The 24,122-nt window shown below is 72.4% G+C and carries 27 protein-coding genes; 13 read left to right on the forward strand and 14 right to left on the reverse strand.

All coding sequences use genetic code 11. The features are described 5' to 3' along the window. Positions 1-7: 7 nt before the first annotated feature. Genes nadA through ACFRAL_RS07560 form a run of 5 tightly spaced genes read left to right on the forward strand, consistent with a single transcriptional unit; the run spans position 8 to position 5,972 of the window. Positions 8-1,360 (forward strand): quinolinate synthase NadA, encoded by a 1,353-nt coding sequence (nadA, locus tag ACFRAL_RS07540; RefSeq protein ID WP_378881368.1) that lies wholly within the window; start codon positions 8-10, stop codon positions 1,358-1,360. Continuing rightward, positions 1,357-2,940, forward strand: coding sequence for an L-aspartate oxidase (nadB, locus tag ACFRAL_RS07545; protein ID WP_378881371.1), 1,584 nt, complete (start codon positions 1,357-1,359; stop codon positions 2,938-2,940). Before nadA ends, nadB begins: the two co-directional genes overlap by 4 nt. Further along, complete coding sequence (nadC, locus tag ACFRAL_RS07550) at positions 2,934-3,791, forward strand: carboxylating nicotinate-nucleotide diphosphorylase (protein ID WP_378881373.1); 858 nt, start codon at positions 2,934-2,936, stop codon at positions 3,789-3,791. Before nadB ends, nadC begins: the two co-directional genes overlap by 7 nt. Before the next feature lie 22 nt (positions 3,792-3,813). Next, the gene (locus ACFRAL_RS07555; RefSeq protein WP_378882113.1) at positions 3,814-4,968 is read left to right on the forward strand and encodes a cysteine desulfurase family protein; all 1,155 of its coding nucleotides are present in this window, start codon (positions 3,814-3,816) and stop codon (positions 4,966-4,968) included. A 50-nt stretch (positions 4,969-5,018) separates the two neighbouring features. Next, positions 5,019-5,972, forward strand: a complete 954-nt coding sequence (locus ACFRAL_RS07560; RefSeq protein ID WP_378881376.1) for a glycosyltransferase family 2 protein — start codon at positions 5,019-5,021, stop codon at positions 5,970-5,972. 15 nt (positions 5,973-5,987) lie between these two features. On the opposite strand, the gene ACFRAL_RS07565 is transcribed toward ACFRAL_RS07560, so the two are convergent. Continuing rightward, complete coding sequence (locus ACFRAL_RS07565) at positions 5,988-8,006, reverse strand: ABC transporter ATP-binding protein (protein ID WP_378882116.1); 2,019 nt, start codon at positions 8,004-8,006, stop codon at positions 5,988-5,990. A 47-nt stretch (positions 8,007-8,053) separates the two neighbouring features. On the opposite strand from ACFRAL_RS07565, the gene ACFRAL_RS07570 reads away from it, so the two are divergent. From ACFRAL_RS07570 to ACFRAL_RS07580, 3 genes are all read left to right on the forward strand, one after another. After that, positions 8,054-8,257, forward strand: a complete 204-nt coding sequence (locus tag ACFRAL_RS07570) for a hypothetical protein (protein WP_336396402.1) — start codon at positions 8,054-8,056, stop codon at positions 8,255-8,257. Positions 8,258-8,423: 166 nt separating this feature from the next. Continuing rightward, entirely contained in the window at positions 8,424-9,917 is a 1,494-nt protein-coding gene (locus ACFRAL_RS07575) for a DHA2 family efflux MFS transporter permease subunit (protein WP_378882119.1), read from the forward strand. A gap of 91 nt (positions 9,918-10,008) precedes the next feature. Continuing rightward, the gene (locus ACFRAL_RS07580) at positions 10,009-10,611 is read left to right on the forward strand and encodes a carboxymuconolactone decarboxylase family protein (protein WP_378881379.1); all 603 of its coding nucleotides are present in this window, start codon (positions 10,009-10,011) and stop codon (positions 10,609-10,611) included. Here the strand turns inward: ACFRAL_RS07580 and ACFRAL_RS07585 are convergent. The 5 genes from ACFRAL_RS07585 to ACFRAL_RS07605 all read right to left on the reverse strand — a co-directional run bounded on the left by ACFRAL_RS07585 (position 10,598) and on the right by ACFRAL_RS07605 (position 13,008). Further along, on the reverse strand, positions 10,598-11,107 hold the full coding sequence (locus tag ACFRAL_RS07585) for a hypothetical protein (protein ID WP_336396404.1): 510 nt from the start codon (positions 11,105-11,107) through the stop codon (positions 10,598-10,600). The two genes, ACFRAL_RS07580 and ACFRAL_RS07585, sit on opposite strands and share 14 nt — an antisense overlap. Before the next feature lie 34 nt (positions 11,108-11,141). Further along, positions 11,142-11,264, reverse strand: coding sequence for a hypothetical protein (locus tag ACFRAL_RS07590; RefSeq protein ID WP_336396405.1), 123 nt, complete (start codon positions 11,262-11,264; stop codon positions 11,142-11,144). A 67-nt stretch (positions 11,265-11,331) separates the two neighbouring features. After that, a complete protein-coding gene (locus ACFRAL_RS07595) occupies positions 11,332-12,162 on the reverse strand; it encodes a DNA-formamidopyrimidine glycosylase family protein (protein ID WP_378881384.1) in 831 nt (276 codons plus the stop codon). Positions 12,163-12,217: 55 nt separating this feature from the next. Continuing rightward, positions 12,218-12,598, reverse strand: a complete 381-nt coding sequence (locus ACFRAL_RS07600; RefSeq protein WP_378881387.1) for a hypothetical protein — start codon at positions 12,596-12,598, stop codon at positions 12,218-12,220. Between the two features lie 98 nt (positions 12,599-12,696). After that, complete coding sequence (locus ACFRAL_RS07605) at positions 12,697-13,008, reverse strand: hypothetical protein (RefSeq protein WP_336396408.1); 312 nt, start codon at positions 13,006-13,008, stop codon at positions 12,697-12,699. A gap of 115 nt (positions 13,009-13,123) precedes the next feature. Here ACFRAL_RS07605 and ACFRAL_RS07610 point away from each other — a divergent pair, with 115 nt between their 5' ends. Continuing rightward, positions 13,124-13,912 carry an EI24 domain-containing protein gene (locus ACFRAL_RS07610; RefSeq protein WP_336396409.1) on the forward strand — a complete coding sequence of 263 codons (789 nt, stop codon included), beginning with the start codon at positions 13,124-13,126 and terminating at the stop codon, positions 13,910-13,912. Positions 13,913-13,934: 22 nt separating this feature from the next. Here ACFRAL_RS07610 and ACFRAL_RS07615 read toward each other — a convergent pair whose 3' ends face one another. Continuing rightward, on the reverse strand, positions 13,935-15,119 hold the full coding sequence (locus ACFRAL_RS07615) for an aminotransferase class I/II-fold pyridoxal phosphate-dependent enzyme (RefSeq protein WP_378881391.1): 1,185 nt from the start codon (positions 15,117-15,119) through the stop codon (positions 13,935-13,937). 136 nt (positions 15,120-15,255) lie between these two features. Between ACFRAL_RS07615 and ACFRAL_RS07620 the strand changes: the two genes are divergently transcribed. After that, positions 15,256-16,035, forward strand: coding sequence for a patatin-like phospholipase family protein (locus tag ACFRAL_RS07620; RefSeq protein ID WP_378881394.1), 780 nt, complete (start codon positions 15,256-15,258; stop codon positions 16,033-16,035). 30 nt (positions 16,036-16,065) lie between these two features. On the opposite strand, the gene ACFRAL_RS07625 is transcribed toward ACFRAL_RS07620, so the two are convergent. From ACFRAL_RS07625 to ychF, 5 genes are all read right to left on the reverse strand, one after another. After that, a complete protein-coding gene (locus tag ACFRAL_RS07625; RefSeq protein ID WP_378881398.1) occupies positions 16,066-16,866 on the reverse strand; it encodes a DUF1206 domain-containing protein in 801 nt (266 codons plus the stop codon). Positions 16,867-16,927: 61 nt separating this feature from the next. Next, complete coding sequence (locus ACFRAL_RS07630) at positions 16,928-17,632, reverse strand: phosphatase PAP2 family protein (protein WP_378881400.1); 705 nt, start codon at positions 17,630-17,632, stop codon at positions 16,928-16,930. 107 nt (positions 17,633-17,739) lie between these two features. After that, positions 17,740-18,330, reverse strand: coding sequence for a class I SAM-dependent methyltransferase (locus ACFRAL_RS07635; protein ID WP_336396414.1), 591 nt, complete (start codon positions 18,328-18,330; stop codon positions 17,740-17,742). A 52-nt stretch (positions 18,331-18,382) separates the two neighbouring features. Then, positions 18,383-19,072, reverse strand: a complete 690-nt coding sequence (locus tag ACFRAL_RS07640) for an alpha/beta fold hydrolase (RefSeq protein ID WP_378881403.1) — start codon at positions 19,070-19,072, stop codon at positions 18,383-18,385. Positions 19,073-19,114: 42 nt separating this feature from the next. Further along, entirely contained in the window at positions 19,115-20,188 is a 1,074-nt protein-coding gene (gene ychF, locus ACFRAL_RS07645; protein ID WP_378881406.1) for a redox-regulated ATPase YchF, read from the reverse strand. A gap of 95 nt (positions 20,189-20,283) precedes the next feature. Here ychF and ACFRAL_RS07650 point away from each other — a divergent pair, with 95 nt between their 5' ends. Continuing rightward, a complete protein-coding gene (locus ACFRAL_RS07650; RefSeq protein ID WP_336396417.1) occupies positions 20,284-20,940 on the forward strand; it encodes a methyltransferase domain-containing protein in 657 nt (218 codons plus the stop codon). Positions 20,941-20,965: 25 nt separating this feature from the next. Here the strand turns inward: ACFRAL_RS07650 and ACFRAL_RS07655 are convergent, their stop codons facing one another. Continuing rightward, entirely contained in the window at positions 20,966-21,724 is a 759-nt protein-coding gene (locus ACFRAL_RS07655; RefSeq protein ID WP_378881409.1) for a class I SAM-dependent methyltransferase, read from the reverse strand. 87 nt (positions 21,725-21,811) lie between these two features. Between ACFRAL_RS07655 and ACFRAL_RS07660 the strand changes: the two genes are divergently transcribed. Further along, on the forward strand, positions 21,812-22,414 hold the full coding sequence (locus ACFRAL_RS07660; protein WP_336396419.1) for a 3'-5' exonuclease: 603 nt from the start codon (positions 21,812-21,814) through the stop codon (positions 22,412-22,414). A 57-nt stretch (positions 22,415-22,471) separates the two neighbouring features. Continuing rightward, positions 22,472-23,791 (forward strand): DNA recombination protein RmuC, encoded by a 1,320-nt coding sequence (locus ACFRAL_RS07665; protein ID WP_378881412.1) that lies wholly within the window; start codon positions 22,472-22,474, stop codon positions 23,789-23,791. A 28-nt stretch (positions 23,792-23,819) separates the two neighbouring features. On the opposite strand, the gene ACFRAL_RS07670 is transcribed toward ACFRAL_RS07665, so the two are convergent. Then, positions 23,820-24,035 (reverse strand): UDP-N-acetylmuramyl pentapeptide phosphotransferase, encoded by a 216-nt coding sequence (locus tag ACFRAL_RS07670; protein ID WP_336396421.1) that lies wholly within the window; start codon positions 24,033-24,035, stop codon positions 23,820-23,822. Positions 24,036-24,122: the final 87 nt, after the last annotated feature.

The following is a 24,122-nucleotide window of genomic DNA, read 5'->3' on the forward strand; positions in this document are numbered from 1 at the left end:
GCCCATCATGTCCGCCATCAACATCGCTCTGCAGCCTCGGCCAGACCTCGACGCGTCCGTCGATCACGCGATCCAGGCGATCGTCGCCGGTGCGCAGACCGGCGAGACCTGCAACACCGACCTCGCCGCCGGCCCGTGGGACTTCGACGCCCGCCCGGGGTACGGGCCCGGATCGTCGATGGGCGACGTGATCCCGACCGGCGCCCCCCGCCAGGGCGAGCTGCCGCGGGAGTATCGCGAGGCCTCCGAGGAAGAGCTCGACACGCGCATCCGCGCCGCCAAGTCGACCCTCGGCGAGCGCGTCGTCGTGCTGGGCCACTTCTACCAGCGCGAGGAGGTCGTCGTGCACGCGGACTACGTGGGCGACTCGTTCCAGCTCGCCAACGCGGCGCTCGAGCACCCGGACGCCGAGGCGATCGTGTTCTGCGGCGTGCACTTCATGGCGGAGACCGCCGACCTGCTCTCGCGGCCCGAGCAGGCGGTCATCCTGCCCAACCTCGCCGCGGGCTGCTCGATGGCCGACATGGCCGACATCGACCAGGTCGAGGAGTGCTGGGAGCAGCTCGCCGACGTCTACGGCGACCTCGACGCCGTCGACGAGGAGGGCCTCGTCCCCGTCGTCCCCGTGACCTACATGAACTCCTCGGCCGCCATCAAGGGCTTCGTCGGTCGCCACGGCGGCATCGTGTGCACGTCGTCGAACGCGCGGACGGTGCTCGAGTGGGCCTTCGCGCGCGGCCGCCGCGTCCTCTTCTTCCCCGACCAGCACCTCGGCCGCAACACGGCGAAGGCGATGGGAGTGCCGCTCGAGCAGATGCCCATGTGGAATCCGCGCAAGCCGCTGGGCGGGGCATCCGCCGACCAGCTCGCCGATGCGCGCGTGATCCTGTGGCACGGCTTCTGCTCGGTGCACCGCCGCTTCTCGGTCGACCAGATCGAGAAGGCGCGCGCGGAGCACCCGGGCGTGCGGGTCATCGTGCACCCGGAGTGCCCCATGGAGGTCGTGGATGCCGCGGACGAGGCCGGTTCGACCGACTACATCCGCAAGGCGATCGAGGCCGCGACCGAGCCTGCCACCTTCGCGATCGGCACCGAGGTGAACCTCGTGCAGCGACTGGCCGCCCAGCACCCGCAGCACGACATCTTCTGCCTCGACCCCGTCGTGTGCCCGTGCTCGACGATGTACCGCATCCACCCGGGCTACCTCGCCTGGGTGCTCGAGGGTCTCGTGGCCGGCGAGGTGCGCAACCGCATCACGGTGCCGCAGGACGTCGCCGATCCGGCACGACTGGCGCTGGAGCGCATGCTCGCCGCCAAGCCGCCCGCCGCCCCCGCCGCCGCATGGGAGCACGCATCATGACTCCGCAGCCGGACCGCGCTCCGCACGCGGTCATCGTCGGGTCGGGCATCGCGGGCCTCCTCACCGCCCTGCACGCGGTGGAGCACGGATGCCGCGTCACGCTGGTGACCAAGGACGTCCTCGAGCACGCCAACACCCGGTACGCCCAGGGCGGGATCGCGGGCGTCATGTTCGACGACGACCGCGCCGACGACCACCTGCACGACACCCTCGTCGCCGGAGCGGGCCTCAGCGACCCCGACGCCGTCCGGGTGCTCGTCGACGAGGGCCCTGACCGCATCCGCGAGCTGATCGACCTGGGGGTCGCGTTCGACCGCGACGGCAGCGGCGGATTCGTGAAGGGTCTCGAAGCGGCGCACTCCTATCCGCGCATCCTCCACGCCGGCGGCGACGCCACCGGCACGGCCATCGAGCGGGCGCTGGTCGCCCGCCTGCGGTCGAGCGCCGTGACCGTCATCGAACACGCGTTCCTCGTCGACCTGCTGACCGATGGGACCCGGGCAACGGGCGTGGAGCTGCTGGTCGGCGAGACGGATTCCTCACCCGGCCGCCGCGAGGCGCTTGCGGGCGATGCGGTGGTGCTGGCGACGGGCGGCGCCGGCGAGCTCTACGCGCACTCGACGAACCCCGAGGTGGCGACGGGCGACGGCATCGCCGCCGCTGTCCGAGCCGGCGCGGCCGTCGCAGACCTCGAGTTCTTCCAGTTCCACCCGACGGTGCTCGCGGTCGGCGATTCGTTCCTCGTGTCGGAGGCGGTCCGCGGCGAGGGCGCGACGCTCGTCGACGAGCGTGGCCGCCGCTTCGCGTTCGACGCCCACCCCGACGGCGAGCTCGCACCCCGAGACGTCGTCGCCCGGGCGATCGCGCGGCGGATGGAGGAGCAGGACGGCCGGCCCGTGCTCCTCGACGCGACGGGCATCCACTCCGCCGACCCCGCGGAGCGCGCCGCGTTCCTCGCCCGCCGCTTCCCCACGATCGACCGCGCGGTGCGCGAGCGCGGGCTCGACTGGGCGCGCCAGCCGATCCCCGTGACGCCGGCCGCCCACTACCTCATGGGCGGGGTCGTGACCGACCTCTACGGACGCACGACGCTGCCGGGCCTGTACGCGGTCGGCGAGGTCGCCCGCACCGGCGTCCACGGAGCGAACCGGCTGGCCTCCAACTCGCTGCTGGAGGGCGCCGTGTTCGGCGCCCGGGCCGGCGACGCGATCGCCGCGGACGCGGCATCCGCATCGTGGCCCGCTCCCGTGCCGCCGACCTCCGGGACGCGTGAGCACAGCGCGGAAGGCGGACGCGCACCGGCCTTCACGCGAGCGGCGCTGCAGCACCTGATGTGGGAGCACGCCGGACTCCGGCGCGACGAGGCCGGGCTCGCGCACGCGGCATCCGTCATCGCGGCGTGGCGTGCGCAGCACCGCGACCCCTCCTCCGAGCACGACCGGGAGGACGAGAACCTGCTCCTCGTCGCCGAGCACCTGGTGGCGGCGGCCCGCGACCGCAGCGAGTCCGTCGGGGCGCACTTCCGCTCGGATGCCGCGCCCGTCGCCGTCGGCGCGGTGAAGGAGGCGGTCGCATGCTGAGCCGTGCCCACATCGATCGGGTCGTCGCGCTCGCACTCGAGGAGGACGCGCCGTGGGGCGACCTCACGAGCGAGGCGCTCATCCCCGAGAACGCGGTCGCCCGCGCCGACCTGGTCGCGCGGGAGCGCGGCGTCTTCTCCGGCGGCGAGGTGTTCGAGGCGGCGTTCCGGCTCACCGACCCGCGCACCGACGTCCAGCTCGTCGTCGAGGACGGCGAGTGGTTCGAGCCCGGAGCCGTGCTGGCGGTCGTGACCGGCCCTGCCCGAGGCGTCCTGCAGGCCGAGCGCATCGGGCTCAACTTCGTCCAGCGCATGTCGGGCATCGCGACGCTCACCGGCGCCTATGTCGCCGAGGTGGCGCACACCGGCGCCCGCATCGCCGACACCCGCAAGACGACACCGGGCCTGCGCGCGTTCGAGCGCAAGGCGGTGCGAGACGGCGGCGGCCGCAACCACCGCCACTCGCTGTCGGACGCGGTGATGGCCAAGGACAACCACCTCGCCGTGCTCGCGCAGAAGGGCGTGTCGGCGACCGCTGCGCTCCGCGCGGCGAAGGACCTGCTCCCCCACACGACGCACATCGAGGTCGAGGTCGACCGCCTCGATCAGATCGAGCCGGTGCTCGCCGCGGGCATCGGCACGATCATGCTCGACAACTTCTCGCTCGAGGATCTCCGCGCGGGCGTCGCCCAGGTGGCCGGCCGGGCGACCGTCGAGGCGTCCGGCGGCGTCTCGCTCGAGACCGTGCGTGCGATCGCCGAGACCGGCGTCGACGTCGTCTCCGTCGGCGCGCTGACCCACTCCGCCCGCGCACTTGACCTCGGGCTCGACGTGCGCCTCGACGCCCCGTGACCCGGGCAGGCGCACGATGAGCATGCTGTACCTCGACAACGCCGCCACGACACCGGTGCGTCCCGAGGTGCTCGAGGCGATGATGCCGTACCTCACCCGGTGGTACGGCAATCCGTCCAGCCACCACACCGTGGGCGAGGCGGCGGCCGACGCTCTCGCCGACGCCCGCACCCGCGTCGCCCGCGTGCTCGGCCTGCGATCGGGCGACGTCGTCTTCACCTCGGGCGGCACCGAGGCCAACAACCTCGCGATCAAGGGCATCGCGATCGCCGCCGCGCAGCGCCGGGACGACCGGCGCGCCCACGTCATCACCACGCCGATCGAGCACGAGTCGGTGCTCGAGTCCGTCGCCTACCTCGAGCGCGTGCACGGGTACGCGGTCACGCGGGTGCCCGTCGACGCGCACGGACGGGTGGATCCGGATGCCGTGGCCGAGAGCCTGCGCGACGACACGGCGCTGGTGAGCCTGGGGTACGCCAACAACGAGGTCGGCACGGTGCAGGATGCCGCGGCGATCGCGGCGCTCCTGCGCGATCGGCGGGTGCCGCTGCACCTCGACGCCGTGCAGGCGGCGGGCTGGCTGCCGCTGTCGGCGGACGAACTCGGGTACGACGCGATCTCGCTGGCCGGCCACAAGCTCGGAGCACCCAAGGGCACCGGGGTGCTCGGCGTGCGCGGGCGCATCCCGCTCGAGCCGCTGCTCCACGGCGGCGGGCAGGAGCGCGGCCGCCGCAGCGGCACCGAGGACGTCGCGGGCGCCGTCGGGCTGGCGACGGCGCTGGAGCTGGCCGAGTCCGACCGCGTGGCGGCATCCGCGCGCGTGAGCGCCCTCCGCGACCGCTTCATCACGCGGGTGCTCGAGAGCATCCCGCCGGCGCGGCTCACCGGCGACCCGGTGCACCGGCTTCCCGGCACGGCGAGCTTCACCTTCGCCGGCACCAGCGGCGAGGCGGTGCTGCTCGAGCTGGAACGGCGCGGCGTCGTGTCGTCGAGCGGGTCCGCCTGCGCCGCCGGCAGCGACGAGCCGTCGCACGTGCTCGTGGCCATGGGCGTGGCACCCGACGTCGCCCGGACAGCCGTGCGCTTCACCTTCCCGCGCTGGCTCAACGCCCCTCTCGACGCCGTCGCCGATGCCGTCGCCGCCTCGGTCGCGGCCGTCGCCGCACCGGGCCGATGACGCCGGCGCCGCGGCGCCGGGCCGCCTCGCCGCGCCCGTAGGATCGGACGGTGACCCCCGCCGTGACCGTCATCGTCCCCGGGTACGACGTGGCGCTCTACGCCGCCGAGGCGCTCGAATCCCTCCGCGCCCAGACGCGCACGGACTGGGTCGCCATCCTCGTCGACGACGCCTCGAACGACGACACCGGCAGGCTTTTCGACGCCGCGGCGGCGCACGACGAGCGCTTCACCGTGATCCATCATCCCCGGCAGCGCGGACTGGGCGCGGCGCGCAACACCGGACTCGACCTCGTGCGCACCCCGTTCGTGGGCTTCCTCGACGCCGACGACCGGCTTGCGCCGCGGGCCCTGGAGCGGCTCGTCGGCACCGTCGCCGCCAGCGGCAGCGACTTCGCGGTGGGCGCGTACGTGCGGCTGCGGCCCGACACCGCCGGCGGATACGAGGCGGGGAGCGTGCAGCCGTGGGTGGCCGCCGCGACCGATCCGGCGCGGGTCGGCACGACGCTCGCCCGGCACCCGGAGGCGTCCGGCAACATCGTCGCGTGGTCGAAGGTCAGCCGAGCCGACCTGTGGCAGCGCACCGGCCTGCGCTTCCCCGTCGGGAAGGCCTACGAGGACCAGGTCGTCGCGCAGCAGATGTACACGCGCGCGCGGGCGTTCGACGTCATCCCGGACGTCGTCGTCGAATGGCGCGAGCGCGCGGACGGCTCCTCCATCACCCAGCACAAGAGCGAGCTGCCCGTGCTGCGCGACTACCTGGAGGCCCTTTCCGGCGGGATCGCGGTGCTCGACGCGGCCGGACAGCAGCGGGCGGTGGCATCCCGCGTCCGGCTGATCCTGGGAATGGACCTGCCGCCGCTCGTCGACATCGCCCGCCACCACCCCGACGACGCGTACCGCCGCGCGCTCGGCTCGTTCGCCCGGGCGCTGACGCCGCACGCCGAGCCCGGGTCGCTGCCCGACGCCGCGGCGACGGCGCTGGCCGCCGCATGCCTGTGGTGACGTCGCCGGCGCGGATCAGCCCTCGAGCGGCCGGTCGCCGACGACCGCCCGCCCGATGCCGCGCTCCTCGAGCTGCGCGGCGGTGAGCGCGAGGGGTTGGTCCGGCGCGGTGTCGGCGCGGCGTTCGGGGTGATCGGCGGGCGGCTGATCGACCTCCGCCTCGAGGATGCGGGTGGTCGCGAGCTGCTGCGCCGCGAGCTCGGCGTAGAGTCCGCCGGCGGCCAGCAGCGAACCGTGCGTGCCGGACTCCACGATGCGGCCGGCCTCGACGACATGGATCACGTCGGCGTCGATCACCGTCGAGAGGCGATGGGCGATCGAGAGGGTGGTGCGGCCCCGCGCCGCGGCATCCAGCGCCTCCTGCACCACGCGCTCGGACACCGTGTCGAGGGCCGACGTCGCCTCGTCGAGGAGCAGCACGGGAGGGTCCTTCAGCAGCACGCGGGCGATGGCGATCCGCTGCTTCTCGCCGCCCGAGAGACGGTAGCCGCGCTCGCCGACGACGGTGTCGTAGCCCTGCTCGAAGCGCTCGATCACGTGGTGGATGTTGGCCGCGCGACAGGCGGCCTCGAGCTCCGCGTCGGTCGCGTCGGGCTTGGCGTAGCGCAGGTTCTCGCGGATCGTCGCGTGGAACAGGTACGTCTCCTGCGACACGATGCCGACGCTGTCGACGATGGATTCCTGCCGGAGCCGCCGCACGTCCTCGCCCGCGAACAGGACGGATCCCTCGGATGCCTCGTACAGTCGCGGCGTCAGGTACAGCACGGTGGTCTTGCCCGCGCCGGACGGCCCGACGAACGCGACTTGCTGGCCGGGGTCGGCCACGAAGGACACGCCCTGCAGGGTCGCCCTCGTGTCGGGGGCGGCATCCGGATACCGGAACACCACGTCGCGGAACTCGATGCGCCCGACAGGACCCGGCGCCTGCGAGACGTCGATCGCATCGGGGGCGTCCTTTATCGCCGGCACCAGGTCGAGGTACTCGAAGATGCGCGCGAACAGCGCCGCCGAGGTCTGCAGGTCGAGCGAGACGCGCATGAGGCCCATGAGCGGCATGAGCAGCCGCGCCTGCACCGTCGTGAACGCGACGATCGTGCCGGCGGTGATGGCGTCGGTGCCGCTGCCGATGAGGTATCCCGACACGAGGTAGATGATCGCCGGGACGCTGGCCATGATGACCTGCACGACGGCGAAGAAGCCCTGCCCGCTCATGGCCCGCCGCACCTGCAGGCGGACCTGGTTGACGTTCTCGTCGGCATAGCGGGCGGACTCGGTGCGCTGACGGTTGAAGGACTTGGAGAGCAGGATGCCCGAGACGCTGAGCGTCTCCTGGGTGATGGCCGTCAGCTCCGACAGCGACTCCTGCGTCTCGCCGGCGATGCGCGCCCGCACCTGGCCGACGCGGCGCTGGATGAGGATGAGGAAGGGCATCAGCACGACCGCGATGATCGTGAGCCGCCAGTCGATGAGGATCATGGCCACCAGCGACGCCACGACCGTGACGGTGTTGCCGAGGATGCTCGTCACCGTGTTGGTGAGCACGCCGGAGACCCCGCCGACGTCGTTCTGCAGACGCGACTGGATGACGCCCGTCTTGGTGCGCGTGAAGAACCCGAGCTCCATCGACTGGAGGTGGTCGAACAGCTTCACCCGCAGGTCGCCGGTGACCCGGTTGCCGACCGTGGACGTCAGCCACGTCTGCACGACGCCGACCACGGCCGACAGCAGGAAGAGCACGATCATGGCCAGCACGAGCTGCCAGAGGAGCGTCAGGTCGGGGGCGGAGCCGTCGACGGGGAACAGCGCGTCGTCGAAGACCCGCTGCACCAGCAGCGGCGGGATGACCGCGATGCCCGCTCCCACGACCACGAGCACGCCGGTGATCGCGATCGAGAACGTGTACGGCCGGAAGAGCGCGACGACCCGGCGGCCCAGGTTCGGGATCCGGGGAGCCTCGGCGTTGGCCTTGCGCTGCGCCTCGGTGTCGACCGGCCGGAACCCGGGGTGCCCTCCGCCGCCTCCACCACCGCGCATACTCACCCCGCCAGCCTAATTCCGCCCGCCGACGCTAGGCTCGTGCCGTGAACTCCACCCCGGACCGTCCCGAGCACGACGGCAGCGACCTTGCCGAGCTCCGCGAGGAGATCGACGCGCTCAAGGCCATCCCCCACGAGGAGATCGTGAGTCCGACGCCCAAGGGCATCGAGGATCGCGAGCCCGAGCCCGAGCCGACCGACGCGATCGGCTCGGAGGACTGGGACGACGAGGAGCCCGCCGGGCGCTGACCGCGCGACCGGCGCGCGCCGGCATTCCCGCGACCGATCGGGAATGCGATGTCGGAGCCTGTGGTTAAGTTGGAGGCTTGCCATCGTCGGGTGGCGCTTCGCTGTCCATCCGAGCCTCGAGGAGACGACTTTGGCCGCCATCGAAACGAATCCCGGTACCGGCAGCATGCCCGCCGTCTCCCGCCAGGCCGCCGGTGCCCCCGTCGCCCTCCGCCCCGAGGAGAACCGCGTCATCTGGCTGCTCCTGGCGGCCGCTTTCGTCGCGATCCTCAACGAGACGACGATGGGCGTCGCGATCCCGCACCTCATCGTCGACCTCGGCATCACCGCGCTCGCCGCGCAGTGGCTGACCACGGCGTTCATGCTGACCATGGCGGTGATCATCCCGATCACCGGCTTCCTGCTGCGCCGCTTCACCACGCGGACGATGTTCGTCGCCGCGATGTCGCTGTTCTCGGCGGGCACGCTCCTCGCGTTCCTCGCGCCCGGGTTCCCGATGCTCCTCATCGCGCGCGTCGTGCAGGCCTCGGGCACCGCGATCATGATGCCGCTGCTCATGACGACGCTGATGACCGTGGTGCCCGCAGCCATCCGCGGTCGCATGATGGGCCGCGTCAGCATCGTGATCTCGCTCGCCCCCGCGATCGGCCCGACGCTCGCCGGCGCCATCCTGAACAACTTCGAGTGGCGCTGGATCTTCGGAATGGTGCTGCCGATCGCGATCGTGGCGCTGGTCGTCGGCGCCCGCTGGATCCACAACCTCGGTGAGACCACGCGCGCGCCGATCGACGTGCTGTCGGTGATCCTGTCGGCCCTCGGCTTCGGTGGCCTCGTCTTCGGCCTCAGCCAGCTGGGCGCCGGCGGTCACGGGGGCGGAGCGGATGCCGCCGCTGCGACCGCCGCCTCGACGACGACGCTCATCGTGTCGCTGAGCATCGGCGTGGTGGCCCTCGGCCTCTTCGGCTGGCGACAGGTGCGCCTCCAGCGCAAGGACGACGCACTGCTGGACCTGCGGGTGTTCCGCAGCACGAACTTCTCCCTGTCGATCGCGCAGATGGCCATCATGTCGATGGCGTTCTTCGGCGCCATCACCATCGTGCCGCTCTACCTCCAGGACGTGCTGGGCGCAGACCCGCTGACGGCGGGCCTCGTGGTGCTGCCCGGCGCGCTGGCGATGGGTCTGGCGGGTCCCTTCATCGGCCGCATCTACGACCGCTGGGGCACCACGGTGCTGCTGGTGCCGGGCGCCGTCATCACCAGCTCGCTGCTGTGGTTCTACACGACGTTCACGACCGAGACGCCGGTGTGGCTCGTCGCCGTCGCGCAGACCGCGCTGTCGCTGGGTCTCGCGCTCTCCTTCACGCCGCTGTTCACGGCCTCGCTCGCATCGCTGCAGCCCCGGTTCTACTCGTACGGATCGGCGGTCGTCGGCACCGTTCAGCAGGTCGCCGGTGCTGCAGGGATCGCCCTGATGTTCGGCGTCATGGCCGCCGGCACGTCGGCCGCGGTGGCATCCGGCGCCGACGAGGCCGCTGCCGGCGCGGCCGGGACCCACGCGGCGTTCCTCACGGCCGCGTTCCTGTCGCTGCCGCTCCTGGTGGGCGCATTCCTCATCCGCAAGCCCGCCGACCAGCCGGTCGGGGCGCCTGCCGCGCACTGACGACGTATCACGCCGATGCCCCGCCCCTCGACAAGGGGTGGGGCATCCGCGATTCTGGATGGCGCCCGAGAACCGACGGGAAGGCAGCAGCATGATCGTCAGCACACCCGATGTCGACGCCGCCGTGGGACACGTCGCCGAGATGTACCAGGCGGACCTGCGAGAGGACGGGTTCGTCTTCGCCCACACGCGGGCGATGGCGGTGAATCCTGAGGCGCATCAGGCCTTCGAGGCGCTGATCGGGGCGATCCTGCCCTCGATCGGCCTGCGCACGTACGAGCTCGCCACCCTCGGCGCAGCCCGTGCCCTGGGGTCGGAGCACTGCCTCCTGGCCCACGGGCGCAAGTCGCTGCGGGCGGGACTCCTGGACGAGGACCAGCTGGCCCGGCTCGTCCGCGACGGCGCGGCTGCCGGGACCGGCCTGAGCGATGCCGACGCCGCGGTCGTGCAGTACGCCGAGAGGCTGTCGACGGATGCTGCGGCGATGACCGACGCAGACGCGCAGCGCTTGCGCGATGTGGGGTTCACCGACCGCCAGATCGTCGACATCACCCTGGCCGCCGGTGCGCGCAACTTCTTCAGCAGGTCGCTGCAGGCGCTCGCCGTGCCGGCGGACGACGTGCCGGGGCTCAGCGCGTCGCTCACCTCCGCGCTGCGCGGGACCCGCGGCGCGGCCCGCGTCAGTGGTGGATGACGGCCTTCAGAAGGATGAGGACGCCGCCGAACGCGGCGGTGGTCAGGGCGCTCAGGATGCGCGGGAGCCAGTGAGTGCTCCAGCGGGCGACGGCGATCCACCCGAGCGCGCCGAGCATCACGGTGTTGACGATGAGGGCCACCCACAGGGAGGTGCTGTCCTCGATCACCCGGGAGGTTCCCAGGAGCAGGATCGTGAGCGGCGGCACCGACGCGAGGAGCATGCCGCCGGACTGACGCGACGAGGCCCTCAGGCTGGCGCGAAGACCGGCGTGACCGTCGGTGGCCGCCAGCCTGCCCAGCGTGCCGGCGAAGACGTGTGCCGCGAAGAACACGACGACTGTCACGGCGACCGTGATGAACGCGTCCAGCGACGTGCCCGTCGACGAGCCGCTCACGACGATCATCCCGGACACGAGGATCAGGCCGTAGATCGCCTCCTCGGACATGAGGATGCGCCCGACGCGCGGGGTGATGTGCAGCTGTTCGTCGGTCATCAGCGCGGCGAGAGTCGACTTCGGGCGCCGGGCCTCAGCCCATGCCGCAGGCGCCGCCACCGCAGCAGGAGCTGCCGGACTCGACGACCGTGAGGAGGTTCTTGTCGTCGGAGACGGGGGCGAGGGTGATCGGGGCGGGCTGCTGCGACGTGGTCATGTCGTCCATGCTACCCACGCCGTGCAGCAGCGGGGTCCGCCCTGCCGCCTCGCGCCGGGGTGCGTCGTCAGAGCGGCGCGCCCCCGTTCTGGCACGTCGGGCAGTACTGCGCCACCGTGCTCGAGAACGCGAGATCGCGCACCGTGTCACCGCACACCCGGCACGCCTCGCCGGTGCGGCCGTGCACGCGCATCGAGGCCACCTTCTCGGCCTTCAGCCGGTCGATCGGGACGCCCGTGCGCGCGGCGATCGCTTCGCGCACGGTCGACACCGTCGCATCGAACAATCGGTCGGACTCGCCCGCGTCCAGCGCGGCCGCGTGGGCGAGCGGCGAGACGCGGGCCCGATGCAGGATCTCGTCGGAGTACGCGTTGCCGATGCCGGCGAGCGACTCCTGCTCCTGCAGGATCGCCTTGATCTGCTTGCGGCGCCGCCCGAGAGCCGCGTCGAAGTCCGCACGGGTGAACCCCGGGTCCGCCGGATCGGGACCGAGCTTCGCGATCGCCGGCACCGCTTCCGCGGTGGCCACGACGAAGAGCCCGAGCGAGACCCAGGTTCCGGCATCCGTCACCGCCAGCGTCCGCCCGCCGGCAAGGGCGAATGCGGCCAGAGCAGGCGGCTCGTCGGCAGCGGAATCGGGATCGACGCCGTCGGCGTACCACCGCATCCAGCCGTGTCTGCCGAGCGAGACGACGAGGCTCCCCTCGTCGAGGATCAGCTCGACGTGCTTGCCGTGGCGTGCGGCTCCGGTGATGGTGCGCCCCACGATCGTCGCCGGGGGCGCTGCACGCGTCTTGACGACGCGGTACTCGAGGACATCGACCTCGTCGACCTGGCGGCCGGTGGCCTCGCTGCCGAGGAACCGCGCGAGCGCCTCGACCTCGGGAGACTCTGGCATGGGCACATCCTGCCACGGGCCGCCGACACGGCGAGGGCGTGGTCCCGCGTCGGCCTCACACCCGGGCAGGCGGGCGGTGCGGGATGTGCTGCGGCTTGAGGGCGCCGAGACTGCGACCGCTGTCGACGCGTTCGATCGCGTCGGCGAGCAGCGGCTCCAGCGACGGGTACCGTGCGAATCCCAGCCCCACCGACACCCACACCGCCTCGTAGGTGCCGTCCTCGAGCTCCTCCACGTACGCGATCACACTCGCCGGGTCGCTGTAGGTCAGGGCCCGATCGCACAGGCGCCACGAGCGGTCGCACAGCGGTTTGAGGACCAGCCGCCGAGCGTCTTCCTGCTGCTGCACGGTCGCCGCCGGATGCCTCACATCACTCGTGGCGGCGGCGACCGCTCCCTTCGTCGAGGCTCCCGCGCCCCCCGTGGGTCCGGACATCGTCAACCTCCTGCGGACCGAGCATCGCCCCCCGCACGGAGATCCGCAGAGGGGGTTGACATCGGCCCGGAGACGGTCCAGGCGCGAGCTGCGCTGCTCTAGCCAGGCGTCGGCTGCGTCATTGCGAGCCGCTCGGCGATCGCGTCCAGCGCCGCACGGATCGAGTCGAACTCGCACACCCCCGACGAGCCGGTCACCCACAGCAGATACACCCGCTCGTCCTTGCACTCGAGGTACGCGACCGTCCGGCGGGGATCGTTCGGATCGGCGTCCGGATCGCACGCGACCCAGGCGCCCGACCCGACCCAGGTCAGTTCAGGGCGACGAACCCCATCGGCCGAAATCGGTGCACTGAGCATGGCCACCTCCTGCTGGCGGAGCCCGCCTCGATGCGAGCGCAGGCCCACCATGGCGGCATCCGAAATGCGCCGACAAGGGGTTGACTTGCCGAGGATCCTGTGGGCCGTTCACGCCGCATGTCAAGGGCCGGGCCGGGATGCCGCGACCGGACGTAGAGTGAGCGGGATGCGCGAGTTCGCCCGGGGAGTCGGCCTGCTCGGACGCGGCTTCGCCTACTGGCGGCGGCGTCCCGGGCTGATGGCGCTCGGGCTCGTTCCCGCGGCGATCGTCGCGGTGATCTTCCTGGCCGGTCTCATCGCCCTCGGGACGTACCTGCCGACCATCACGGAGGCGATCACCCCCTTCGCCGACGGCTGGCCGGGTGTGTGGGCCAGCGTCCTCCGGCTCGCCGTCGGCACGGCGCTCCTCGGCGCCTCGCTCGTGCTGGTCGCCGTCTCCTTCACGGCGTTGACGCTGCTCATCGGCGAGCCCTTCTACGACAGGATCTGGAAGGCGGTCGAAGCCGATCTCGGCGACGCCGGAGACGACGCCGGCTACGGGTTCTGGCGATCCGTGGCCGACGGGATCTCGCTCATCTCACGCGGCATGGTGATCGCGCTCCTGGCCGCCATGGTGGCTCTGATCCCGGTCGTGGGCGGCGCGCTGAGCGCCGTCTTCGCGGTGTCGTTCACCGGCTGGCTGCTGGCGGACGAGCTCGCATCCCGCGCGCTCACCGCGCGCGGACTGGTTCCCGCCGACCGTCGACGTCTGATGCGGCGGCATCGCGCGCGCGTCCTCGGCTTCGGCGTGGCGACCCAGCTCTGCTTCTTCGTGCCGCTCGGCGCCGTCGTCACGATGCCCGCCGCCGTGGCGGGATCCACGCTGCTCGCTCGTTCCCTGCTGGAGAGCGCGCCCCGGCGCGCACCCGCCGCAGAGGAGCCCGCACGGCCAGCCGGCACGGTGCCGTCCGCCTGACGCGCGTCGCTGCCTGCGGCGGTCAGGAGGCCTGCGCGAGCTCCCGGGAGACGTCGACCATGTGCGGGATCGCCCGGTCGATCATGGGCATGGTCGCCGTCAGCGAGACGCGGAAGTGATGCGGCTGATCGAACAGGTCTCCGGGCATGACGTACACCCCGCGGGCGGCGAGGGCGTCGCAGAAGACGCGCCCGTCCCCGCCGGGCGCCCGGCCCCAGAGATAGAACGTGCCCTCGGGGCGGGTGACCTGCACACCTGCCTCCGTGAGCACGCCGTAGAGGCGGTCCCGCCTCCTCGCCAGCTCCTGCACGTCGATCGTCAGCGACTCGAGCTCGGGGACGGAGTACTGCATGATGGCGTCGGGGAACCCCCACCCGATCGCGAGTCCGAGCGGGAAGAGCGCGGCGCGCAGCTCCTCCCGCTCTGCCGCCGGGATGTGCGGCGACAGCGCCAGATACCCGAGCCGCTGCCCGGGAGCGAGGAGCACCTTGCCGTAGCTGTAGTCGATGAGCGTCCACGGGTACGAGCCGGCCGGGCTGGCGAACCCGACGCCGTCGAACCGGATCCGGCGGTACGGCTCGTCCGAGAGCAGCCAGATGCGGCGCCCGTGGCGGCGCGACGCACGCTCCAGCTCTTCCGCGAGAGCGTCCCATGCCGACTTCGGGTACACACGTCCGGTCGGATTGGCGGGCGAGTTGACGATGACGATCCGCGTGCGCGGCGAGATCGCCCGCGCGATGGCATCCACGTCCAGGTCGAAGGTCTCCGGATCGAGCGCGGCCCGCACCGGGACCAGGTCAGCGGCGTACAGCGTCGGCTCGTAGCAGAACCAGCCGGGCACCGGCACGACGACCTCGTCGCCCGCATCGGCCAGCAGCGCGAACGTCAGCGAGATCGCCCCGAAGGCGCCCTGCGTCATCGCGATGTCGTCGGGCTCGAAGTCGAGACCGAGCTCGGTGCGCAGGCCGGATGCGACGACCTCCTGCGCCGACCGCTCGCTGCTCTTGTAGGCGAACCAGTCGACGGACCGCGGCTGGGCGTTCGCGCGCAGTGCGGACGAGAGCCCCGGCAGCGCCATCTCGTGCGGGTTGCCGAACGTGAAGTCGAGGGCATCCTGATCGGCGGCGAGCGCCTGGATCCGGGAGAAGAACGTCGTGACGACGTCCACGGACTTCTTCGCCGCCCTCGCACGCGTCGACATCTCCATCGTCGGACCCCCGCTCCCCAGCGCCGGACTGTGACCTCGCTCAGCTTCCCAAGACGCCGCCGACGCGTCAATGGCCCGCGCGGACGGCGGCGCCGGCGTCTTCTGTCCGCAGCGCCGCGTGAGGCAGGATGAGCCCGTGGCCGACGACGACGGACTGGCGCTCGTGCTCGGCGGGGGCGGAGCCTTCGCCGCCGCCCACGTCGGGGTGCTGCAGGTGCTCGCGGAGCGAGGCATCCGTCCCGGCATCGCCGTGGGCACGAGCTCGGGTGCGCTCGTCGCGGCCGCCTACGCCGCCGAGCTCGATCAGGGGGCGATCGAGCGGGCTGCACGCGAGTTCCGCTGGGGGGCGATCGCCCGATGGTCCCTCTCCCCCCGCTGGGGCCTGCTCGACACCGCAGCGGTGCGCGACTCGGTCATCCGCGTGCTCGGCAGGGACCCGCTCGTCGAAGAGCTCCCCCGCCGGTTCGCCGCCTACGCCACGGACCTGCGCACCCGCCGCGGGGTGGTCATCGACGAGGGTCCGCTCAGCCTGGCGCTGCGATCGACGATCGCCGTCCCGGGGATCCTGCCGCCGGTGCGGCGCGCCGCGGCGCTGCTGGCCGACGGCGGCATGGTCGACAACGTGCCCGTCGAGGCGGCACGGATGCTCGGCGCCTCCCGCCTCATCGTGGTGCGGCTGCACGCCCGATGGGAGAACGTGCGCATGATGCGCACCGTCGCACGCACCGCCGAACTGGCGGGTGACCCCGCCGTCGTCCTGATCCAGCCGGAGATGGAGCGCATGGCGCAGTGGACGATGTCCGACGTCCCGCGTCTCATCGCCGAGGGGCGTCGCGCGGCGCTCGTCGCCCTCGACGAGCGATCCGCGCGCGATCCGGGCGCAGGAGGCGCGGACGCGGAGCCGGTCTCCGGGTGAGACGGCCGCTCCCCGCCGCGCTCCCCCGTGTCACATCCGGGCGTAGCGGGCGCGGGCGAAGCAGAAGACGCCGTAGATGATGAGGCCGGCGGCGACGACCCACAGGATCATGCGCCCGAAGGGCAGCTCGGCGAGCGAGTGGAGGGCGGCATCCAGGCCACCGGCGGTCTCGGCGTCGTGCGTGACAGCGGCGACGACGAAGAGCACGCCCGTCACGCCCACGGCGATCCCCTTCGCGATGTAGCCGACGACGCCGAACGTCACGATGCCCTTGCGGACCGACCCTGCCGGCAGATCCAGGTGCTTCTCGAACGCGCGCGTCGCGCCCCGGATGATGAAGGCGACGCCCACCGCGAAGATGATGAGGCCCACGAGCACGAGGAGGAACACCCCGCCCGGCGTCGACATGAGCTGGGCGCTGAACGTCTGCGACGACTGGGAGGAGTCCGAGCTGCCGCCCATCGCGTACACGACGGCGGTGGCGGCGATCGCGAGGTAGGCGGCGGCGGTGCCGAGGTACTTCGCGCGGTGGCCCCACTTCTTCTTCTCGTCGGGCTCGCGCTCGAGGAAGGCGTCTGCGATCTGCCATGCGGCCAGCGCCACCAGGCCGATCGCGATCGCCCAGAGCATGAAGACCCCCGCGGGGGTCTCGCGGATGGTCTGCATCGCGCCGCCCTGGTCGGCCTGCCCGCCGCCGCCCGCCGCGACCGAGATGGCGATCGCGCCGATGACGATGTGGAGCACGCCGAGCACGACGTAGCCGATGCGGGCGATGGTGCGGAATACGGGTGATTCCTGTGCGGCCCGCGCCGCGTTCTTCGCAGTGGTCATGCTGGAACCGTATCCCTCGCCGGCTCGCGCAGAAGGGACTTGAAATGCGGCCGGAGATCACTCATGTATCTCGCGAGACCGACGACTGGGCCCTGCGGATGCGCAGCGCGTGCATGAAGCACCACACCAGCGTGGCGACGGCGACGCCCTCGAGCATGCCCGCCACCACGTCACTGACCCAGTGCGCGTGCAGGTATGTGCGGCTCCACATCATGTAGACCACCCAGCATGCGCCGGCCACCCACACGTACCAGCGCCTGAGCAGCAGGCCCAGCGTCACGGCGACGGTCGTCGCGACGGCCGTGTGGCCGGAGGGGAACGAGGTCGGCACGCTCTCGGCCAGCGAGTTCTCCGGGCGGACGCGCGCGATGATCGCGGCCATCGGCGCGCCGATCGCCACGACGGTGACGATCGCGAGCGCCATGTTCGCCGCATCCCATGGACGCCTGCGCCACAGGAACACGGCGACCAAGAGGATGCCGATCACGATCATTCCGATCGTGCCGCCGACGACCGCGGGGATCCAGGCCAGGATCAGCCCCGCGTCCGTCGTGATGTCGATCATCAGCGCCTGCCACCAGATGTCGAGGGCGAGGGGCTCGTGCCCGCCCAGCGCGACGACGAACCGGAGCACGACGAAGGCCACGGTGGCGCACACGCCCACCACGAGGACGGTGCCGCGGTGCGGGTCGGGGTGCGGCAGCGGCTCGGTGGGCACGGGTGCGAGGGCGGACTGCCCGCCCTGCTGCTCCTGGTCCTCCGCCACGGACACCATTGTCGACCCGAAGGGCGCGGGCGCGAAGTTGTGCCCACACTCTTGCGTCGTCGCGGCGGGCTGGCTATAGGGCCCGCGATTCAGCGGGACGCCGTCCGTCAGCGGGACGCCGTCAGTGCGTATCGCTCGTCGGCGATCGGCCCGCCCCACAGCTCGGCGTCCGGGAGCTCCCGGAGCGAGCCCTCCTGGAGACCGCTCGCAGCGACCAGCCGGCGCGCGTCCTCGGCGGTCATCCCCGCGCCCGTGTGCCACCGCCCCTCGATGAGGACGATCCTGCCGTCCGGCCGCAGCAGGTCGGCCCAGTTGCGCAGAGCCTGGGCGGGGACGGTCATCGCCCACAGCACGTGACGGCTGAGCACGACGTCGAAGTGCGCCACCGGGAGCGGCGGAGCCGAGGCGTCCGCGCACACGAACGTCGCGTCCGCGCCCGCGGTGCGGCTCTTCTCCCGCGCCCGCTGGATCATCGACGGCGAGAAGTCGAGGCCCGTGACCTCGTGGCCGAGCTCGGCGAGCAGCACCGACAGCGTGCCGGTGCCGCACCCGAGGTCGGCGATCCTCGAGCGCCGCTCCCCGACGAGCGACACCAGCAGCGCCCGCCAGGCCTCACGGGCGACCGGATGCCGCAGCCCGTGGTCGACGGCGTCGTCGAAGGTCGCGGCCTCGGCGTCCCACATCGCTGAATCCGACATCGTCACAGCCTGGCAGTCGCCGCGGTCCTTTCCGGCACCGGCGGACGACGTGTCAGTCCCAGTCGAGGTAGTCCTCGATGGGCCACGCCGTCGCGCCGATGTGGGTGACGGGGAACAGGTGCCCGCCGCCCTCGACGGTGGTCACGCTCACCCGGTCGGGCGCGGATGCCTGGAGGGCCTGGCCGTTCGCCGGCGGCGTGAGGCGATCCTCCGAGCCCTGGATGACGAGCACGGGGAGCGCGGGCGGGAGCGTGGACCACTCCACGTCGGGCGTCGACGCCTGTGCCGCGCGCTGCATCGCGACGACGTCGCCGTCGCGCGCCTGCGCGGGGACGTCGGAGTCGCCGGCGGCCAGCTCGTCGGTCGCCACCGCGCCCTCGACGCCCAGCAGCAGCACGCCGTTGACGCGGCCGGGGTGATCCAGTGCCACCGTGCGGGCCACGGTGCCGCCGAACGCGTGGCCGCCGACCCAGGCGCCCGCGAGACCGACGTGCGCCATCACGTCCACGACGTCCTGCGCGAGGTCGTGCAGCGACACCTCGGCGTCCGCGGCGGTGGCGGGGTGGCGCGGCCCGATGCGGACGACGTGGAAGTCCTCCTCCACGAGGGCGTGCGCGAGCGGGCCGAGATAGCTGATGTTCAGGCCCTGGCCGGGCAGCAGCACCAGCGCGGGACCGTCGCTGCGCTCGTCGACGTACGGTATCGCCCGGCCGTCGGGCTCGAAGATCTGGGTTTCAGCCACGGGTTGTCCTCTCGAAGGGCGGATCGGGTGCGGGTCGGGGGCTCAGACGTTGAACCGGAACTCGACGACGTCGCCGTCCTGCATGACGTAGTCCTTGCCCTCGAGGCGCGCCTTCCCCTTGGCGCGCGCCTCGACGACCGATCCCGCCGCGACCAGGTCGTCGAACGAGATGACCTCGGCCTTGATGAAGCCCTTCTCGAAGTCCGTGTGGATCACACCGGCAGCCTGCGGGGCCTTCCACCCCTTGCCGATGGTCCACGCGCGCGCCTCCTTGGGCCCGGCCGTCAGGTAGGTCTGCAGGCCGAGCGTGTCGAAGCCGATGCGGGCGAGCTGATCGAGACCGGACTCCTCCTGGCCCGTGGAGGCCAGCAGCTCCGCCGCGTCCTCGGGGTCGAGGTCGATGAGCTCGGACTCGATCTTCGCGTCGAGGAAGACGGCCTTGGCCGGGGCCACCAGCGCTTCCAGCTCCGCCTTGCGGGAGGCATCCGTCAGCACGGCCTCGTCCACGTTGAAGACGAAGATGAACGGCTTGGCGGTCAGCAGGCCCAGCTCCTTGATCGGCGCGAGGTCGATGCCCGAGGCCGAGAGCAGCACGCCGCGTTCGAGCGCGTCCTTCGCCTCGGTCGCCGCGGCGAGCACGGCGGGGTCGAGCTTGCGGCCCCTGACCTCCTTCTCGTACCGCGTGATCGCCTTCTCGAGCGTCTCGAGGTCGGCCAGCTGCAGCTCGGCGTTGATCGTCTCCATGTCGCCGCGCGGGTTCACCGCGCCGTCGACGTGCACGACGTCGTCGTCGGCGAAGCCGCGCACGACCTGCGCGATGGCGTCGGCTTCGCGGATGTTCGCGAGGAACTTGTTCCCGAGTCCCTCGCCCTCGCTGGCCCCGCGGACGATGCCGGCGATGTCGACGAACGACACCGCTGCGGGGAGGATCCGCTCCGACGAGAAGATCTCGGCGAGCTTGTCCAGTCGCGGGTCGGGCAGGTTGACCACGCCGATGTTGGGCTCGATCGTGGCGAACGGGTAGTTCGCCGCGAGCACCTGGTTCTTGGTCAGCGCGTTGAAGAGGGTCGACTTGCCGACGTTCGGGAGTCCGACGATTCCGATGGTGAGAGCCACGGGCATCCAGTCTAGTTCGGGACGGATGCCGCTCCCCGCCGCTCCGCGATGGCCGGGCCGTTGCCGGGCCCGAAGCACGGCGGGATACTGAGCCCGTGGACGAGTGCTGCACGCCACGCACCCCCGACGGCTACGACCGCGAGTTCGGCGACCGGTTCGCCCGCCGCCTGGCGCGCGACTACCGGCGCGACGGCCTGACGCCCAGCGCACGGCTCGTCCTCGACTTCGCCCGCACGACCGGCCTGGAGGGCGCCTCGGTGCTCGAGATCGGCGGCGGCATCGGCGACATCCAGCTCGAGGCGCTCAAGGCCGGCGCCGCCCGCACCACCAACGTCGAGCTGTCGCCGGCGTACGAGCCCGAGGCCCTCCGGCTCCTCGACGAAGCGGGACTGCGGGACAGGGCGACGAGGATGCTCGGAGTCGACCTCGCCGGTGCGCCCGAGGCCGTCGAGCCGGCCGACATCGTCGTGCTGCATCGCGTGGTCTGCTGCTATCCGGACTACCGGCGGCTGCTCCGCGCCGCCGCCGGTCGTGCCAGGCGCGCCGTCGTCTTCAGCCACCCGGGGAACGCGCTGTGGACGCGCGTCGCCTCCCGCGCGCTCAACGCGCTGTACACGGTGACCGGCAACCCGTATCGCTCCTTCGCCCACGACCCGCGCGCGATGGAGGACGTCCTCGTCCACCACGGCTTCGCGCCGCGCTACCGCGAGCGCAGCGGCCCCTGGCACGTCGTCGGCACGGTCCGGGGATGACGGCGCGGCATTCCTTCCGCGGCGCTCAGGGACGGATGCTGCGGAACGCGCGGGTGACGTACGGCAGGTCGACCACCTCGGCGCCGGTGGCATCGGTGAGCAGGCGCTCGTCGAAGAGGGCCGACACCGCCGTGAGGATCGCGGCGCGGTCCGCGTCGGGCGCGGTGATGACATAGCTGCGCGAGGCCGCCATGTCCAGCAGTGCGGCCCGCGTGAGAGAGCGCGTCCAGGTCCACGTTCGCGCCTCGAGCGCGTCGAACGGATACGCGACCTGCGCTCCGTCCCCGGCGAGCATCTCCTCGGCGTGGGAGCCGTGCAGGGCGGCGGTCAGGCGCGCGACCCACGGATCGGACTCGTCGCGGATGTTCCAGGCGAGGCCCAGCACGCCGCCCGCCCGCAGGACGCGTCCGGCCTCGGCGGACGCCGCGGCCGGGTCGACCCAGTGCCAGGCCTGACCGAGCAGCACCGCGTCGAGGCTGTGGTCGGGAAGCGGCATCCGCTCTGCGGTCCCCACGAAGGTGGGGACGCCGCGCACGTGCTCGCGGAGCGCGGCGAGCATGACCGGGTCCGGGTCGATCGCGACCACCTCGGCGCCCGCCTCGACGACGGTGCGGGTCAGCTTGCCGGTCCCCGCGCCCACGTCCGCCACGCGGAGCGCGCGTCCCGTCTCGCGCACCGGCGCGAGCATCCAGTCCACCGCCTCGCGCGGATAGTCCGGACGCCCGGATTCGTACGCGCCGGCGGCGGCGCCGAACGACAGCGACATCTCCTCGCGACCGGCCATGGTCCGAGCCTATGCCGCGGTGGCGACGGCGGCCCGCGTTCGGCGCGCCTCCGCCCCGCCGGCGCGGGTCCGGGTGAGTCTGGGGACGTGGCACTGGACTTCACCGCGATCGACTTCGAGACGGCGAACTCCAGCAACGCCTCCGCGTGCGCGGTCGGGCTGGTGCGTGTGCGCGACGGGCGCATCGTCGACAAGGCCGGATGGCTGATCCGCCCGCCCGCGGGCCACGACGTCTTCTTCGAGCTCAACGTGCGGATCCACGGGATCCGGCCCGAGGATGTGGCCGGCGCCGCCACGTGGGGGCGGCAGCTCGCCGATCTCGCCGCCTTCGCGGGCGACGACATCCTCGTCGCCCACAACGCCGGCTTCGACATGGCCGTGCTCAAGCGCGCGTGCGACGCGACCGGCGACGAGTGCCCGCCCTACCGCTACGCGTGCAGCCTGCAGGTGGCGCGCAAGGTGTACCGCCTGGACTCGTACCGGCTGCCGTTCGTCGCCGCCGAGGCGGGTTTCGCCGACTTCCCCCACCACAACGCCACGGCGGACGCCCTGGCCTGCGCCCACGTCATGATCGACGCGGCGAACCGCGTCGGCGCGGCGGACATCGAGGGCCTCGCCGCGGCCGTCGGCGTCCGGGTCTCGCAGATCGCGGTCGCGGAGGCTCCCGCTGTCTCGTTCGCGGTCGCCTAGAGCGGATGCCGCGGCACGGTGCCCGGCGATGTCGGAGGGATCGGGCACGCTGAGGCCATGGACGCAGTCGTGATCAGTGCCGTGGTGATCGCCGGGATCGTGGTCGGGGCCCTCGCCGGGTGGGCGGCGGGGCGCGCGCGCGGCGCGGCGCGCGCGGCGCGGCAGCACGCCGAGCTGACGGCGCACCTGGCCGCGTCCGAGGCCGGGCGCCAGGGCGTGCAGGCTCAGCTCGAGCATCAGCAGCTGCTCTATCGCGAGCTGGCCGCGCAGGCTCGCCACGACCAGGCGGCGCGCGAGGAGCGCGAGCGCCGCGAGCAGTCCGTGCTCCGCGCCCTCGCCCCGGTGCAGGAGACCCTGGCCGCTATGCATGTCAAGGTCGACGAGCTCGAGCGCGACCGTCACACGCAGTTCGGCACCCTGGCCGAGCAGCTTCGGCGCGCGCACGAGTCCGATGAGGCGCTGCGGGCCACGACCGAGTCGCTCGCGAGCGCGCTGCGCTCGGGCAGCACGCGCGGCGTGTGGGGCGAGACGCAGCTGCGCCGCGTCGTCGAGGCCGCGGGCCTGACCCGTCACGTCGACTTCGACGTGCAGACATCGATCACGACGGATGCCGGCGCCGGCCGTCCCGACATGGTGATCCGGCTGCCCGGCGACAAGGCGATCGCCGTCGACGCGAAGGTGCCGCTCGACGCCTTCCTCGAAGCCAGCGCCATCCCGCTCACCGCGCAGGGCGCGGAGGCGGCCCGGCGCCGCGCCCTCCTCGACAGGCACGTCAAGGCCGTACGCTCGCACGTCGACGCGCTCGCGCGGAAGACGTACTGGGCCGGGCTGTCGTCGAGCCCCGAGTTCGTCGTGTGCTTCCTGCCGAGCGAGTCGCTCCTGGCGGCGGCGCTGGAGGAGGATCCCGCGCTGCTGGACTACGCGTTCGGCAAGCGGGTGGCACTGGCCTCGCCGGTCAACCTGTGGGCGGTCCTCAAGACCGTGGCGTACACGTGGACGCAGCAGGACGTCTCGCACGAGGCGCGGGCGCTGTTCGACCTCGGCAACCAGCTCTACGAGCGGCTCGGCTCGCTCGCGTCGCACGCCGACGACCTCCGCCGCGCGATCGAGCGCACCGTCGACAGCTACAACCGGTTCGCCGGGTCGCTCGAGACCCGCGTGCTGGTGAGCGCCCGCAAGTTCCCCGGCATCGACGCGACGAAGCTCGACGCGGTGAGCGAGCCCGCGACCATCGACAAGACCCCGCGCCGTCTCACGGCCCCCGAGCTGCTCGACGGCACCCTCACCACGCCAGACAGCGACGAGGCCACCGAGACGCCGGCGGCCATCGCCGAGCTGGGCGATGTGCGGACGCGGATCGCCTCACCGCGCGAATAGATGCGCGGGAGCCGCTGCGCGGTGGTGGTCAGTGACCGCCGGGGACGAAGCTCAGCAGCCCGATCACGGCCGCGGAGACGCCGACGAACGCGCCGATCATCCACCACGCGCTGATCTCGTGGCCCTCGTCGCGGCGCACGCGCAGCAGCACATCGGGGCGGCGAGCCGGGTCGACCGCATTGGCGACGACCGCGTGCGCGCCGGTCTGGGGCGACGAGGTCTCTCCGGTCTGCTGCGTGGCCATCGTCACACTCCTCGCGTGGAAACACTGTGATGTCTCCGTCGGCACCACTTCGATTGTGCCAGAGATCGGTCGCGACGGGGTCACGGA

It is taken from the genome of Microbacterium sp. NPDC056736 (genome assembly GCF_042790415.1).
Lineage (GTDB): Bacteria > Actinomycetota > Actinomycetes > Actinomycetales > Microbacteriaceae > Microbacterium.